Genomic DNA, 16,073 nt, shown 5'->3' with positions numbered 1-16,073 from the left:
CATGAGCAGCCCGAAGCCAGACGCCAAAATCCGCGTGTGCGTTGTTGATGACGACGAGCGCATGCTGGAAACACTGACCCAGGCGATACACACCCACCCCGACCTGTCGTTGCTGGCCTGCGCCCATACACTGGCGCAAGCGTATGAGATGCTCGACCTGCACAGCCCCAATGTGGTGTTGGTGGACCTGGGGCTGCCCGATGGCAATGGGCTCGAATTGATTCGCTACATCCATGCCAACCGGCCAGGGTGTGAGTCCATGGTATTCACGGTGTTTGGTGATGAATCCCACGTGATTGCCAGCATTGAGGCCGGGGCCACGGGCTACCTCACCAAAGACACCCGCACCGAGGACATCGTCTCACGCCTGCTTCAATTGCATGCGGGTGGCTCACCCATCAGCCCGGTGATTGCGCGCCGACTGCTGACCCGCTTTCGAGCCCTGCAACCAGACGCCGCACCGGACAATAGCCCGCGCCTGGCAGACGCCAAACACAGTCAAGCGCCTGCAACACTGGTCACGCCCTTGTCTGACCGGGAAATGCAAGTCCTGGAAATGGTGGCCAAGGGCTTTATGCAGTCTGAAATTGCAGACCTGATGCAGGTATCCATCAACACAGTGAGCACCTACATCAAGCGCATCTATCGGAAGCTTGCCGTCAACTCCCGGACAAGCGCCGTCCACCGCGCCAGCGAATTGGGATTGATCAACCTGCGGGAGCGACCCTGAACACCACGGCGTCCACAACAGCATCCCCAAGCTGGACCCGCCGGGTGTTGCGCCTGCACCTGTGCGGCACGGTCATGGCTGGTTTATTGCTGTGGATGCTCTTGGCGCAAATGGCGCGCGGCATACCCAGTGACCCGGAAGCACTGCGAGTTACCAATGCTCGGCACCTGGCCATGGGCGAATACCAGCGCATGCCACCAACGGCCCTGTTGACAGCCCCCACCGTGACACTACCCCACCGGGAAGACACCCTGTTGCAAACCGCTGGCGGCTTTTACTGGTTCCAGTTTGATGTGTTTGCCCATCCAGACCACACCTACGAGTCCATCTACATTCCCCGCTTGGCCATGAATGGCGAGGTGTACCTGAATGATGAGCGGGTGGGCTATTTTGGACCGTTGACTGGCGACTATGCCGAGCGCAACTGGAACCGACCGCTGTATGTGCAACTGGCGCCCAGCCTGGTCAAGCCGGGCTTGAACCGGGTGTCTGTTCAAATCCGCGTATTTCCGGATTACATGGCCGGCCTGTCCACGGTGTGGGTGGGCTCTGATGAAAATTTGCGCGAAGCCTATTTGTCGCGCCGCGGGCTGCAAATTACGTCGGTGTTTTTCAGCACGTCGTTCATCATCGGCGCGGGCATTGTGTTACTGATTTTGGTGACCCTGCGCGAAACCCGCAAATGGAACCTGGTGCTGCTGGCGCTCACCTGCATGCTGTGGGGGCTGCGCAATCTGGCTTTTCTGGCCACTGAACCGCCGGTGAGCCACAGCCACTGGGTGCAAATTTCGCAAGGTGGTTTGCTGTTTTTTGCCAGCACCGTGTTCCTCATGGTACTCAACTACTGCAAGGTGCCACGCAACCGCTGGGAGCGAAAGGCCTGGTGGACCTACCTGCTGACGTTTCCAGCCTTGCTGCTGGTGCATCAAGATTGGTCACTGCGAGTGGTGGAAGTCTACGGTTCCATCATCTTGCTGGGTTATTTGTGGTGCGTTCGCCTGATGTGGCGGCATGGCAACCAGCACAAGGCCTTGGATGCCCACGCTTTTTCATTCGGCCTCTTGTGCTTTTGCCTGCTGAGTATTCATGACCTGTTGCTGTTGGCCGGGTACCGCAGTTTCGACGGTTACTTTCTCAACCAGTACATGGGCATCGTGATGTTTCTGGTGCTGAGTTACTTCATGATTGACCGGTACAGCCGCCTCCTGAAAGAGGCCGACCTTTTCAACGAAACCCTGCAAGCGCGACTGGCCAGGCGGGAGGCTGAACTGGCCGCACAATACCAGGTGATGCAACACATTGATGCAGAAAAGGTAAAACTGAATGAACGGCAACGACTCATGGCCGACATGCATGATGGCATTGGCGCTTACCTGGTGGCAGCAATCCACCAGTTGCGGGGAAACGCGGTGGACACCCGAACCACCCTGGCCTTGCTGGAAGATGGGTTGCGTGACCTGCAACTCAGCATCGACTCACTGGAACCCATGGAGCAAGACCTCACCACATTGTTGGGATCCTTCCGCTATCGAATCGCCAGCAGCCTGACTGCAGCAGGCATCGAATTGCAATGGCAAGTGGACGAGCAGATTCCCCCGCTGCCCTACCTCGACCCCCGACACTGCCTGAACCTGTTGCGGGTTCTACAGGAAGTGTTCGCCAATATTCTCAAACACGCCAACGCCAGCCGTGTCACGCTGCGCGTATCCAACGGTGCCGGCCATGTTGGTGTTCAGATCACGGACAACGGTGTAGGATTTGATTCGGATGACCATCCAGCAGGGCGTGGACTGCACAACATGCGCCAGCGCGTGGCCCTGCTGGGCGGCAAACTCACGGTGACCGCACACACTGGGCAGGGAACCAACATCCTGATTGAATTGCCAACCTCGACCAACACCTGACCGTGATGAGCAACTGCCCCGCAACGCCCACCCCGGAACGTTTGTCAGTCATCTTGATTGAAGACGATCCCGCCACGCAAGACCACCTGGCCCGCGTATTGTCCGGCTCACCGCGCTTGGAACTGCTGGGCTGCGCATCCACCGCCAACGAGGCCTACAGCCTGCTGTTCATGACAACCCCCCGGGTTGCATTGATCGACCTGGGTTTGCCCGACTTTTCCGGCATCGACATCATCCGTTGGATTAGCAAAAACAAACCAGACATTGAAACATTGGTGATCACGGCATTTGGCGATGAAGACCATGTGATCCGCAGCCTGGAAGCTGGTGCCAGCGGCTACCTGTTGAAAGATTACTCCTCGGAAGAGCTGGAAAACCATATCCTGGAAGTGGCCAACGGCGGTTCTCCCATCAGCCCGCTGATTGCACGGCAACTGCTGTTTCGCCTGCAAAAACCAGCAGCACCGGTTCCCGGCCCCTCGCCGCAGAGCAGCGAGGCAGCACGCCACAACCTGATCACCGACCGTGAACTCATGGTCATCCAGCAAGTGTCCAAAGGCTTTACAGTGCAGGAAATTGCGCGGCAGATGGGCATTTCCAACCACACCGTGGCCACCCATGTAAAACGGATTTATAAAAAACTGCATGTGCACAGCCGCTCTGAGGCGGTCTATGAGGCATCCATGCTGGGCCTGCTGGACTTGTGAGCAAACCCGATCGCTTTCACTTCTGGTTTGCATGCTGGGTCATCAGTGCAGTACTGCTGGCCCTGCTGGGTGCGTTCAAGGCCCCGGTGCATGCGGACGGCAACGCCCTGCTTCAGACCCAGGGAACCTTGCTTCAACGCGGCAGCATCCACTATGCCGGTGTGGCACAGGTCGGCGATCTGGCCTGGAACCCCAGTGACCCACCCATCGAATTGCCCGATGTCTGGAACAACACCCAACCCAACTTCGAAGGCCAGGCCCTTTACAAGTTCCGCTTCGACCTTCAGGCAGACAAACCAGTGCCTGACGCCATCTTTCTGCCACGAGTGGTCATGAATGCCCATGTGTTCCTCAACGGCAGCAAAATCGGTGGTTATGGCCAAGTCACCGGGGAGTTGTCCCGCTACTGGAACTTCCCACTGATGTTCCAGTTCTCCACCGCACTGCTCAAGCCCACCGACAATGTTCTGGTGGTTCAAGTGGCTGGCTACAAAAACTACCGCTCGGGCCTGGGGCGGGTATGGCTGGGGCCCACCAGTGCCATCGAGCCCCTTTATTGCAGTGCATTTCGCTGGCAAGTGACAGGCTCCATGTTGGCCACGTTGGTGGCCTTGGGTGCCGGCCTGTTGCTGGCCTTTTTTTCACGGTATGCCGCCAGCGACCAAGGCTTGCTCTTTCTGGGTTTGGCCGTGCTCACGTTCGCCTTGCGCAATGTGGGCTATTTCACCACCTGGGCCCCACTGCCGCACCCAATATGGGCCGAAGCCGTGCACTCCCTGCATGCGTGGTTTGTCTGCCTGTATGGGCAATTCCTGTTGCGCTACATTCGCCATCCATCCCGCTTGCTGCGGGGCACACTGTGGGGCTATGCGGTGCTGGTGACCGTGGCCACCTTTGCACTGAGCGGACGGGACATCCTCCAATTCACCCTGTTTGTGCTGGCACCGGTGGTGCCCCTGTTTTTCATCCTCAACCTCATGCTGCTGCGCCATGCGTGGCTATATCGGGACATGGAGGCCACCCTGCTGGGTGCCAGTTCCATGCTTTTTGTGCTGCTCAGTGTGCGCGACCTGTCCATCATGGTGGATGCACTGCCGATCGAATCGGTGCTGTTGTCGCAATACACCGGGATCGCGCTCTTTGGCAGTGGCTGCTGGATTTTGCTCAAACGCTTCAGTGTGATGTTCAGACAGCTCCAAGACGTCAACCAATCCCTCAACTCACAGCTGTCTCTGCGCGAACGGCAACTCATGGACCAGTTCATGAAAATTCGCCAAATCGAGCAACAGCGAACCAAGGACGAAGAACGGCGACGCATCATGCAGGACATTCACGATGGCGTGGGCTCAAGCCTGGTGTCGGCATTGAATGAGAATGAAAGCCGGCCGCTCAGCCGAGATGAAATGACCACCGTGCTTCAAGACTGTTTGGATGACCTGCGACTGGCGATTGATTCGCTAGACCCCCAAAGTGACGACCTGCTGGCCCTGCTGGGCAATTTTCGCTGGCGCTATGAACGTCGGTTGAGGCTCAGCGGCATCGAGTTGCATTGGCGGGTTCGGGATATTCCAACACTGAAGGGCTACCGATCACGGGATCTGTTTGATCTGCTGCGGATCGTTCAGGAAGCCTTTGGGAATATTTTGAAACATGCCAAGGCACAGGCCATTGAACTGTCCATCCGCCCACTGGACGGTCGTGACCGGCTTGAACTGTGCATTCGCGACAACGGCTGCGGCCTGCCAGCAGACCGCATTCAGGCCGGCAGGGGCATGGCCCACATGGCCACGCGCGCAAGGTCTCTCGGGCTGGTCCTTGAATACACCGAGGGTCTGGACGGGCAAGGCTTTGGCCTGCGGATCCTGATCCCAATACAACGCCAAGCCTGAAAACCAATGCGCCCAAGCGCATTCAACCGTGCCGCCGGGTCCACAGGGCTCGCCCGGCACGGCTGCCGTAAGGCCTGGCCAGCACCGCTGTGCTAAACCATTGCCCAACGTCCACCAAGGCATTCAAATCAACGCCCGTGTCGTAACCCATGCCGTGCAACATGTAAACCACATCTTCGGTGGCCACATTGCCAGTGGCCCCTTTGGCGTACGGACAACCACCCAAGCCAGCCACTGAACTGTGGAAGGTTCGAACACCCACGTCCAAGGCCGCCAATATATTGGCCAGGGCCTGTCCATAAGTGTCGTGAAAATGCCCCGCCACGCTGTGCAGGGGCACAGCCTTGGCCACCGCCTCAAACACAGCCCGGGTTTGTCCGGGTGTGCCAACACCAATCGTGTCGGCAACATCAAATTCCTGCACGCCAACATCGGCCAGACGGCGAGCCACATCCCCCGCACGGCCCACCGGAATGGGGCCTTCGTACGGGCACCCCAGTGCGCACGAAATGGAGCCTCGAACATGGACCTGGTGCTGACGGGCCAGTTCAATCACCGGCTTGAACCGCTCAATGCTGTCGGCAATCGTGCAATTGATGTTCTTTTGGGTGAAGGCTTCGGATGCAGCGGTAAATACCACCACCTCCTGCACACCCGCTTCAATCGCCGCCTCCATGCCCTTCACGTTGGGCACCAGGGCCGATAACGACACCTCCGAATGTCGAAAACCATTCAAACCGGCCAGAACATGCGCGCCATCAGCCATTTGTGGAACCCACTTGGGCGACACAAACGCGGCTGCCTCCAAGCGCGTTACACCGGCTGCCAACAGACGTTTGCACAGTTCAATTTTGTCAGCAGTGGATATGGGCGCTTGCTCATTCTGCAAACCATCCCGTGGCCCCACCTCCACCAGGCTCACCGCGTGAGCCCCCACATTTGTTTGAATCATTCTTCAAACTCCACCAGCTCAGTGCCTTCTGCAACCTGCTCACCCACCTGGTGAACAACGGCTTTGACCACGGCGTCTTTTGGTGCTGTCAGGGTGTGCTCCATTTTCATGGCCTCCAGCCCCACCAAGGCCTGCCCCTTCTTCACAGCATCGCCGGGCTTTACATGCACCGCAAACACCTTGCCGGGCATGGGTGCAGCCACACCATGACCGCTGTGCGCATCGTCGGCACGAATATGGGTCGGATTCAACCACAGCAGGGTGTGTTGGCAGTCACCCAGGTGAACATGCAACTGGTCCCGATGCCAAATCAGGTCAAACGGTTTAAAGCCGGCGTCCGACTGGACCTCACCCTGGATGCGATTCAAATCGCCCTGTCGGGCACGGCTCGACACCTGTACCGACAAGGCCACCACGGAAGAACCTGCCACTTGTGTTCGAACCAGCAACCCGGACTTCAGTGCAGCCACATGGCTTTTGACCACCCACCGGTCATCGTGGCGGGTTTGCCAGTGGTCTTGACGCATCAACGGCACGGCCGATGAGAAACCATCCAGCCGGGCCAGGGGATCAGCCGTCTGCCAGTCTGTTTGCTGCCCCCACCGGGCCACCGCAGCCAAGGCCGCCAGCACAATGGGCATGGGCTGGGCTGAGGAGTCTGCGGCAGACTCCACACCCATCCGGTCAATCAATCCAGTGTCATACCCACCCGCCTGAAATTCTGGATGCAAACACAGCGACTTTAACCACTGCAGGTTATTTTTCAGCCCGACGCAACGCAATTGCGACAATGTTTTCACCAACAGGCTCAAGGCTTGAGCCCGGTCTTCGCCCCACACAATCAGCTTGCCGATCATGGGGTCATAATGGGGTGTAACCGACAAGCCCGAGGCAATTGCGCCATCCAGGCGTACCGCCTGGCTACGATTGAATTCAGCGGCAGGTGGTGTTTCCCACAGCACCACCTCCCCAATGGCCGGCAGAAAACCCTGCTCAGGGTTCTCGGCATACAAACGCGCTTCAAATGCATGGCCAAACGTTGAAATATCGGCTTGCTGCACAGGCAAGGGCTCGCCTGCCGCAATTCGGATTTGCCATTCCACCAGATCAAACCCGGCGATCATTTCCGTCACCGGGTGCTCCACCTGCAAGCGCGTATTCATTTCCATGAAGTAATAATCGCCGCGTGCATCGAGCAAAAACTCCACAGTGCCCGCACCCAAATAATTCACGGCCCTGGCCACTTGAACAGCCGTTTGACCAATGGCTTCACGCAGCGCCTGGCTCAAACCATGGGCTGGTGCTTCTTCAATCACTTTCTGGTGGCGGCGCTGGGCCGAGCAATCGCGTTCGTACAAGTGCACCACATGCCCATGCGAATCGGCAAACACTTGAACCTCCACATGGCGAGGTCGAATGATCTGCTTTTCCAACATCACGGTGGCATCGCCAAAGGCATTCTTCGCCTCACGCTGGCAGCTCTCCAGCGCAGCGGGCAATTCATCGGACGAATTCACCACCCGAATGCCTTTGCCACCACCGCCCGCCACCGCCTTGATCATAAGGGGGTATCCAATCCGCGCCGCCTCGGCTTGCAAAGTGGGCAGGCTTTGGTCAGCCCCAAAATAACCGGGGATCAGCGGCACACCGGCAGGCTGCACGCAGGCCTTGGCTTCGCTTTTGCTACCCATGGTGCGAATGGCTTGAACGCCAGGGCCAATAAACACCACGCCCGCATCGGCGCAGGCTTGCGCAAATGCTGCATTTTCCGACAAAAAACCATAGCCCGGGTGTATGGCTTGCGCACCGGTTGCTTTGGCAGCGGCCATGATCTTGCCAATGTTCAAATAGCTTTCGCTGGCTGGCGCAGGGCCAATGCACACGGCCTCGTCGCACTCGCGCACATGCAGGGCCTGCGCGTCCGCCTCGGAATAGACGGCGACCGTGGCGATGCCCATGGCCTGCGCGGTGCGGTTGATGCGGCGGGCAATTTCGCCGCGGTTGGCGATCAGGATTTTTTGAAACATGGCAATTCAGGGGTTGGAGTTGTTCTGCGCGCGAAGCGTGGTGACCGCCCAGCGGGCTGCCGGGTCATCAAAATTCTTGATGTGCACCACATCCAGTTTGGACATGATCTTGTCGTATTCTTTTTGTTTGGCTTCACTCATTTGCGGATCCACATCGGTGGGTATCCACGGGTGCAGGTAATACACCTTGGTGATCTTGGCTTGCACCAATTCTTTGGCACACCCGAAGCAAGGCTGCATGGTGGTGTAAATGTTGGCGCCTTCCACCGAAATACCGAAGCGTGCTGCCACCAGCAAGGCATTTTGCTCGGCGTGCACGCAAATACAGAGGTCGTATCCAGTACCCGACTGGAAACGCCCGCCCGGGTTGCTGCAGCGCAGGCAGCCGCCGTCCAGGCAGTTTTTCATGCCTTCAGGCACACCGTTGTACCCCGTGGCAATCACCCGGTTGTTTTTCACAATCACCGCCGCCACCCGGTTTCCGGTGCAGTTGGCCTTGCGGCGCACGGCCAGGGCAATGCCCATGTAATAGTCATCGCTTTCGGGTGGGCGGTCAGGGTCGAGTTTCATGGTTGAGGCATCCGGTTATTGTGCCCATGCAGGCTTGCGCTTCTGCATGAATGCCATCATACCCTCGGTCGCCTCGCTGCTGCTGCGCACCTTCACCAGGCGCATGGCCACATCGTGGTGGGTGTCATCACTGGTGATGTCCATTCGGCTGACATCGCGCACCAGCTTTTTGCACTCAGCCATGGCCAGTGGGGCACAGGTGTCCAGCTCCGCCAAAATGGCGTCCACCCGGGCGTCGAGTTCAGCTGGCTCGCACAGTTCATGCACCATGCCCATGGCATGGGCCTGCTCAGCTGTGAAGGTTTCGCCCGTGATGAAATAGCGCCGCGCTGCCTGCACACCCATGGCTTGCACCACATACGGGCTGATGGTGGCGGGAATCAAACCACGCTTCACCTCGGGCAAACCAAATTTCACATTGCGGCTGGCCACCAGAATATCGCTGGCCGACACCAAACCCGTTGCACCGGCAAAGCACAGGCCATGCACCCGGGCCACCACGGGCTTGGGGCATTCGGCAATGGTGCGAAACAAACTACTCAAGGTCAGCCCGCTTTGCTGATTTGCAGCTTGTTGCTGGGCCTGTTGCATCATGTAGGCCAGGTCAGCCCCGGAGCAAAAGGCATCGCCCGCACCGGCCAGCACAATCGCACGGGTGTTGTCGTCGGCACCCAAACGGCGGAAGGCTTCCACCAAGGCTTCAATCATTTCGCCATTCATGGCGTTTTTCACTTCGGGGCGGTTCAGCGTCAGCCAAACCGATTTACCCCGGCGCTCTTCCAGCACTGCGGTGTTGTTGCTCATGCGTTGTCTCCGTTTTTATTGATGTGCCTGAGTTACATTCGATACACGCCAAAGCGCGTCTCGGGAATGTCGGCATTCAGGCTGGCCGACAAGGCCATGCCCAATACACGGCGGGTGTCGGCTGGATCAATCAGACCGTCGTCCCACAGGCGGGCTGTGGCGTAATACGGCTGGCTTTGCTCATCAAACTGCTTCAAGGTGGGTGCCTTGAAAGCAGCCTCTTCCTCAGCACTCCACGTGCCGCCTTTGCCTTCAATCTGATTGCGCTTCACCGTGGCCAATACGCCGGCGGCCTGTTCACCACCCATCACGCTGATGCGTGCATTGGGCCACATCCACATAAAGCGGGGGCTATATGCGCGGCCACACATGCCGTAGTTGCCTGCACCAAACGAGCCGCCAATCACCACCGTGAATTTGGGCACCTTGGCACAGGCCACCGCCATCACCATTTTGGCGCCATGGCGTGCAATGCCCTCGTTTTCCACTTTTTTGCCGACCATAAAGCCGGTGATGTTCTGCAAAAACACGAGTGGAATTTTGCGCTGGCAACACAGCTCAATAAAATGCGCGCCCTTTTGGGCCGACTCGGAAAACAGAATGCCGTTGTTGGCCACAATGCCCACCGGCATGCCGTACAAGCGGGCAAAACCACAGACCAGCGTGGTGCCAAAGCGCGCCTTGAATTCATCGAACTCACTGCCGTCCACCAGGCGGGCGATGATGTCGCGCACATCAAACGGCTTTTTGGTGTCGGTGGGCACAATGCCGTAAATTTCTTCGGGGCTGTACAAGGGCTCGCGGGGCTCAGTGATCGCCCAGGGCAACCGCTTTTCGGGACGACCCAGGTTGGCCACAATTCGGCGTGCAATCTCCAGTGCATGTTGGTCATTTTCGGCCAAGTGGTCAGCCACGCCCGACAAGCGCGTGTGCACATCCGCACCGCCCAATTCTTCGGCGCTCACCTTCTCGCCCGTGGCGGCTTGCACCAAGGGCGGGCCACCCAAAAAAATCGTTGCCTGGTTTTTCACGATGATGGCTTCGTCGCTCATGGCGGGTACATACGCGCCACCGGCGGTACAACTGCCCATGACCACCGCGATTTGGGCAATGCCCTGTGCACTCATGTTGGCCTGGTTGAAGAAGATGCGGCCAAAGTGATCACGGTCTGGAAACACTTCGTCTTGATTGGGCAGGTTGGCCCCGCCCGAGTCCACCAGGTAAATGCAGGGCAGGTTGTTCTCGGCTGCCACCTCTTGTGCACGCAGGTGTTTTTTCACGCTCAATGGGTAATAGGTACCACCTTTCACTGTGGCGTCGTTGCACACAATCATGCAGTCCACACCACTCACGCGACCAATGCCCGCAATGGCGCCCGCACCGGGGGCGGCGTTGTCATACATGCCCCAAGCGGCCAAGGGTGCCAGCTCCAGGAAGGGTGAGCCAGGGTCGAGCAAACCGGCCACACGCTCACGAGGCAGCAATTTGCCGCGTGCGGTGTGGCGTTCGCAAGCTTGTGCACCACCGCCTTGCGCCACCACGGCCAAGCGGTCGCGCAGCTGTTGCACCAGCCCGCGCATGGCCGCCTCGTTGTCGGCAAAGCCTGGCCGGTTGCGCACATTGTTGTGGTCGAGCACCGCCATCAGAACGGCCCCTCCACCACCCACTTGCGCAGCTGGTCCAGGCGGTCCTGGCCCCAAAAGGCTTCGCCATCCACCACACAATACGGGGCACCAAACATGCCAATGTCAATCGACTCTTGCACGGCAGCTTTCATCTGTTCCTTGATGGCTTCGTCGTTGTTGGCGGCCGCCAGCGCTGCACCATCCAGCCCCATGGCGTCGGCCACCGCTTTGACACCCTCCTCAGAAGTGATGTCGCCTCCGGTTACGAAATAGGCGCGGTATAAAGCACGGACAAAATCACCCACCTTCTCCGGTTGCGTGGCCTTCAATTTCAAAATAGCCCGTGAGGCTACCGTGGCATTGATGGGAAACTGCTTCGGCCAATTCAGCTCAAGCCCATAAAAACGGGCGGTGCGGGGGAAGTCTTTGATGGAGTATTTGCCCTTGGCCGGGTTCATCATGGGGGCCGAGTTGCCCGTGCTTTTGAACACGAAACCCAACAAGGTGGGTTTGTAATTCACCGTGCGGTTGCCCGCTTGCGCGATGGCTTCAATCTGCTCGGCCGCCACATAGCTGTAGGGGCTGGTCAGGTCGAAATAAAAATCAATCGTTTGTTTGGTAGCCATGGCGTGGCGGGGCTCCAGATCGGGTTAATCCCATGATTCTAACGAACTTAGGTGATACTTCGCTCGGCAGCTTGCGCCTTAGAAGTATTGTTTCGCCATGAACCAATCATTTGCCAGTAACCACTGAATGGACTCGTTTGATTTTGTGGTTTTGTGATGTTCAGAAATACCCCCCCCCATAACCTGGCATTCAACGGACTCCCAGACAATACCCAGCGTATTAATAACGCTCCGATTTACCATGTAGCCACACCGGTTCAACCGGGCCCAGGGTCTGCATTAACACAAGGTACTGCAATACTGCTCAGGCCATTGGTTAGCCTTGCAGGCACAGCACCCATTTACAGTCTCATGCTAAACCCGGCCGAGCCACCAGCCCCGATTGTTCATCTTGCAGCCACGGCTCTGCGCGCTCAACTTGCAAATGCAGTCAGCGTTACGGCTTATAACAAACTACTCGCGTATCTATGCTCTGCGCAGTGTTCCCCATTAACAAAACAAATCCTGTGTGACTTACCTGTTGTTCCGAATGACAAACGTCATAACCTTGGCCTAAACAATAAAGACGAGAATAAAGCAAAGGTCGGGATTGACATTGTCAACAACGGATGGATGAACATTCGAAGGTCTTTACATAAAAACGTTGCGGATGAAATTCTGAAAATACACAATGAATTGCTAGGTAAAGTGCTCACCATTGCCAAGGAGTGCATTCAGTTCAATAGGGAGACGCAGTCAGATCCAGATCTCTTGTTCGACTCTAGTTTTGCGAAGCGCAAGAAAAACTGGATTGAGCAGAAGTTGTCTGAATTTCTAAATCGAGCAAATCAAGCGACTGACATGCTGAAGACTGGAATTTGCGACCCACATTTGGTCGATGTGGTCAAATCTTGTCAAGCAGCAATTGCAAGTCTTTATCTGATGGAACTGATGGGAAATATCAAGTACCGATTGGACTCCATCACACCAGAAGTAGAGATGACCAAAGCTTGGGTGGGCATTTTGGACGAAATCGACAAATCGATTAATTCGAACGTCAAAACGATTCATGACATCCAATCACATTCAGGTCAAATTTCGGAAAACAAGTTAAAACTTTTTACTCTCGGCAATAAAGATGCCCTCAAAAATCGCTATTCAGTGGCCACGCTGCAGGACGACCGAGCAAGTAATCACGAATCGGATGAAGACAAATCAGTATCACTGTGCGATATCTTGGATCTGAAACTTCCCGACCACAAAACAGAGTCAGCAAGACAAAAAATTGCTCGGATGTACTTTACTTCCCTCATCAGCAAAACCGCTCAGGCCATGTTTTTCCCTGACACCAAACGATCACTGAAAAAGGACGGGTTGCCAACCAATGGGTCGCATGTTCTGAGCTTGTATTACGAAAATTTGCGATCCAACATGAGCTTTGCCAGAGAATATCCCGTTGCTCAGTGGATACAAACCCTACTGGTCAACCGACCTTTAGAAGCCGATGTGCAGGGTGCTTCATCAAGCGCCCCCAGGCAGGAGTTTGCTGTATTTGACTGCTGCGCTGGTTGGGGTAACAGAATCTATGCTGCAGTGGGTTTGCTGTCGAAAAATTACATACAGTACCTTCATGCAAGCGATCCAAATATGTCATCCAACGGCATCGAAGCACACTTGAAAAAACACCTGCAAAAGGAGGGCATTCCCGGTGTCAATCAAGATGAACTCTTTCAACAAATAAACCTGGATGACTTGTCCATCTCGGATAATTTGACCAAGGCTTTATCGAATAAATTCGACAAACAGTTTGATCTGCTTGCAACCTGCCCGCCTTACGCCAACACCCTACTGGAAAGCGAGCGCACTCAGACTAACAAAGTGAATGTCGTGTTTGAACGATATGACAACTGCACTGAGAACAGCGAACATCGGTTTGTTGAAGAATTTGGAATTAAACTCGGAGCCCTTGCCGCCATCTTGATCAAGGCGAATGGCGCCTGTGTCGTTCAGTTCAATAGTCAACATGCACTGGTATTCGCCAACATCATCGAGTCCAGTGGATTTTTTTCAAATGTGCGCCTTGCCGTGGCGAATGATAGTCTGGGAAATAAAGGTGCACGCAAGAGTAAGGCAACCACTTACGCCCAATTGCCATTGATTGACCGTGTGCTCAAACACAATCAAATGTATGTGATTGCCACCCGAAACACCAAGGAAGCCCGGCAGCCCATGGGCATGCTGTTGTCAGGTGGTGCCAACGACTCACAGGAGCAGTATGGCTATCGAAGTCGAAAAGCGATTCTTGGCAAACTACATTTAATCGACACATCGGAAGGATCATCCCCAAGCTTCACCATCGACTCAAAGCCTCCGCGAAATCAATATTCGGCCGATAGCGATACGGAACCCATGGCCCAGGAATGGTCGGGCCCGCCTACGGAGAGTAGCAAACGCCAAAAGTTGCACTGACCAGAACGGACGACCAAACCTGACCGTTGGATGGATGACCGTACACGTGAATCAGCGCAGCCCCTCAAATTTCAAACCAAAGGGAAGCTCGCCATCAAACCATGGCGTGGGGAATGGTGCTGGATTGGTGAACATGCCTGAACTGATCCTAACCAGGTAGCCTGAACCGAATCGCGCCCTGCCAAGGTTCCGTTGGGCTCAGTGTGGCGTCCTTCTGCGTCACCCGCAAGCGCCCATCCTGCGCCAGTTTCCGGGCGGCCTGTCGAACCGGTTCCATCCAGTTGCGCCAATTGGCCCCGCCCACCTGCCTGGCCACTTCAGACGGGCAAATGCTGCCCCCCGCGCGGCGTTGGGCCAGCACGCTCAAAATGGCCTCGGGAAGATCGGTTTGCGTTGGGTTCACACCGCGACTACCACTTTGTGATTAAGAATTTGGCCGATGGACAGTGTTGGCCCAGGCCGTTATAACGGAAGGGTATCACTCGCCGTGATGACACACGGCAACCAACACCCGGAGGTCATCATGGTCCATCGCTGTCTGTCGTTCAACACCTGGGTGCGTGCAGCACTGCTGGTGACTACAGTATGTGGCATCCAAACACACGCTGCCGTTCCAGAACCAGTCAGCTTAAACGCGGGGCAACTTGGCCTGCCCGAGGTGGCCAGGCCAGTCGATGACTTTCTTCGCGGTGACGGATTGGACGGCGTGGATACCCTGCGGGACTTGAAACGCGCCGAGGGCCCCTTTCCGTTTGGCAAAGCCCTGCTGACCATTGGGCAAACCCAGTTTTTGGGTTTGAACCCAAACCTGAACAGCTTTGACGTGAGCACGTTGGAAACACCGCTGGGCGGCGACTTCCCGGTTGACCAGGAAACCCCTGTGGGCTTTAAGCGGGACAAATTCAACCAGTTTGACCGGCCGTTGTTGCGCATGCACAGCACCCCGCCGGGAAGTCGATCACGCGCTGCGTTGGGCGAGTGGGTGTATTGAAATGCCCGACTCAACGAAATGGGCTGATCGAAGTCAAGCCATTCTTAGTAACATCGAATAACAACCTAAAATCGCCATACTGACTTGACGCTAAAAATTCGATCCCAGCAGGGTTGGCGATGATATCGAAATAGATTAATAAAATCCCCTTTTCATATTGTGGCAATTTGAATAGTACGTTTTTATGCAAATCAACCAAGTATGCTGAATTCAATTGCATATCAAATGGCGCCTCAATAACCGCAATTACACCCAGCATCGCTTTCACAATCAGACCACGTGAGGATTGCAACGAATAACTGACACCTGAATGTGTCCATGTGACTTTTTGTGGTAGGGCATCAGATACGCTCAGCGGATGGTTTCCCTGCGATTGTGCATAGACTGAAAATTCCTCTTTCAATTCGAAGTTATTCATAACATACCTCACTGAATGGGTCGGGGCTCACCTACAGGGATTAGCTTCGCCCTATCGGTGAAATTTAGAATCTGAACTTGACTACCCCCGCCAGGGAAAGCCACTCCCTCAAAAACTTGTGGGCCTACTACACCTTTTTGGAGTTGAACGCCCTCCGGAATCAAGAATTTTTGAACGCTTCCAACCTCTGGTTTAAATTCTGGCGTCACTGCCAAACGTTGTCGAACGTAATTTATATCGGGAATATGGTCTGTGGGTAATACCCCCAGCAAATAAACGGGATCGGAAGTAGAATTTTCAACCTTAGAGGAAGAGAGTTCTGCAATGAAACAATCAAGATTTTCTGACAGCCAAATCATGGCAATCCTGAAGCAAGCGGAGA

The 16,073-nt window shown here is 55.9% G+C and carries 15 protein-coding genes; 6 read left to right on the top strand and 9 right to left on the bottom strand.

Going from position 1 to position 16,073, the window contains the following annotated elements:
- Position 1: 1 nt before the first annotated feature.
- The 4 genes from NQT62_RS14390 to NQT62_RS14375 are packed head-to-tail and all read left to right on the top strand — an operon-like array spanning position 2 to position 5,230.
- Positions 2-730 (top strand): response regulator transcription factor, encoded by a 729-nt coding sequence (locus NQT62_RS14390; protein WP_256765438.1) that lies wholly within the window; start codon positions 2-4, stop codon positions 728-730.
- 44 nt (positions 731-774) lie between these two features.
- Positions 775-2,634 carry a sensor histidine kinase gene (locus NQT62_RS14385; RefSeq protein ID WP_256765437.1) on the top strand — a complete coding sequence of 620 codons (1,860 nt, stop codon included), beginning with the start codon at positions 775-777 and terminating at the stop codon, positions 2,632-2,634.
- A 5-nt stretch (positions 2,635-2,639) separates the two neighbouring features.
- Complete coding sequence (locus tag NQT62_RS14380; protein ID WP_256765436.1) at positions 2,640-3,341, top strand: response regulator; 702 nt, start codon at positions 2,640-2,642, stop codon at positions 3,339-3,341.
- Positions 3,338-5,230, top strand: coding sequence for a sensor histidine kinase (locus tag NQT62_RS14375; RefSeq protein ID WP_256765435.1), 1,893 nt, complete (start codon positions 3,338-3,340; stop codon positions 5,228-5,230). Before NQT62_RS14380 ends, NQT62_RS14375 begins: the two co-directional genes overlap by 4 nt.
- Positions 5,231-5,252: 22 nt before the next feature.
- Here NQT62_RS14375 and NQT62_RS14370 read toward each other — a convergent pair whose 3' ends face one another.
- From NQT62_RS14370 to NQT62_RS14345, 6 genes are read right to left on the bottom strand one after another with little or no spacing between them, the layout of a single operon-like run.
- Positions 5,253-6,182: a hydroxymethylglutaryl-CoA lyase gene (locus tag NQT62_RS14370; protein ID WP_256765434.1), complete on the bottom strand. Its 930-nt coding sequence runs from the start codon at positions 6,180-6,182 to the stop codon at positions 5,253-5,255.
- Complete coding sequence (locus tag NQT62_RS14365; protein ID WP_256765433.1) at positions 6,179-8,209, bottom strand: acetyl/propionyl/methylcrotonyl-CoA carboxylase subunit alpha; 2,031 nt, start codon at positions 8,207-8,209, stop codon at positions 6,179-6,181. Before NQT62_RS14365 ends, NQT62_RS14370 begins: the two co-directional genes overlap by 4 nt.
- 6 nt (positions 8,210-8,215) lie before the next feature.
- Positions 8,216-8,779 carry a deoxycytidylate deaminase gene (locus NQT62_RS14360; RefSeq protein ID WP_256765432.1) on the bottom strand — a complete coding sequence of 188 codons (564 nt, stop codon included), beginning with the start codon at positions 8,777-8,779 and terminating at the stop codon, positions 8,216-8,218.
- A gap of 15 nt (positions 8,780-8,794) precedes the next feature.
- On the bottom strand, positions 8,795-9,583 hold the full coding sequence (locus tag NQT62_RS14355) for an enoyl-CoA hydratase-related protein (protein WP_256765431.1): 789 nt from the start codon (positions 9,581-9,583) through the stop codon (positions 8,795-8,797).
- A 32-nt stretch (positions 9,584-9,615) separates the two neighbouring features.
- Positions 9,616-11,226 (bottom strand): carboxyl transferase domain-containing protein, encoded by a 1,611-nt coding sequence (locus NQT62_RS14350; protein WP_306173701.1) that lies wholly within the window; start codon positions 11,224-11,226, stop codon positions 9,616-9,618.
- Complete coding sequence (locus NQT62_RS14345; RefSeq protein WP_256765430.1) at positions 11,226-11,834, bottom strand: 2-hydroxychromene-2-carboxylate isomerase; 609 nt, start codon at positions 11,832-11,834, stop codon at positions 11,226-11,228. Before NQT62_RS14345 ends, NQT62_RS14350 begins: the two co-directional genes overlap by 1 nt.
- Before the next feature lie 156 nt (positions 11,835-11,990).
- Between NQT62_RS14345 and NQT62_RS14340 the strand changes: the two genes are divergently transcribed.
- Positions 11,991-14,282, top strand: coding sequence for a hypothetical protein (locus NQT62_RS14340; protein ID WP_256765429.1), 2,292 nt, complete (start codon positions 11,991-11,993; stop codon positions 14,280-14,282).
- A gap of 148 nt (positions 14,283-14,430) precedes the next feature.
- On the opposite strand, the gene NQT62_RS14335 is transcribed toward NQT62_RS14340, so the two are convergent.
- A complete protein-coding gene (locus tag NQT62_RS14335) occupies positions 14,431-14,685 on the bottom strand; it encodes a DUF3253 domain-containing protein (protein WP_256765428.1) in 255 nt (84 codons plus the stop codon).
- Between the two features lie 120 nt (positions 14,686-14,805).
- On the opposite strand from NQT62_RS14335, the gene NQT62_RS14330 reads away from it, so the two are divergent.
- On the top strand, positions 14,806-15,273 hold the full coding sequence (locus tag NQT62_RS14330; protein WP_256765427.1) for a hypothetical protein: 468 nt from the start codon (positions 14,806-14,808) through the stop codon (positions 15,271-15,273).
- A gap of 10 nt (positions 15,274-15,283) precedes the next feature.
- On the opposite strand, the gene NQT62_RS14325 is transcribed toward NQT62_RS14330, so the two are convergent.
- Both NQT62_RS14325 and NQT62_RS14320 read right to left on the bottom strand, forming a co-directional pair.
- Positions 15,284-15,691, bottom strand: coding sequence for a hypothetical protein (locus NQT62_RS14325; protein ID WP_256765426.1), 408 nt, complete (start codon positions 15,689-15,691; stop codon positions 15,284-15,286).
- Between the two features lie 8 nt (positions 15,692-15,699).
- On the bottom strand, positions 15,700-16,073 hold a 374-nt coding region (locus NQT62_RS14320; RefSeq protein ID WP_256765425.1), incomplete at its 5' end, for a hypothetical protein.

This window comes from Limnobacter humi (assembly GCF_024518835.1).
In the GTDB taxonomy this organism is placed as follows: Bacteria; Pseudomonadota; Gammaproteobacteria; order Burkholderiales; family Burkholderiaceae_B; genus Limnobacter; species Limnobacter humi.
This window is presented reverse-complemented; position numbering and strand designations above follow the sequence as displayed.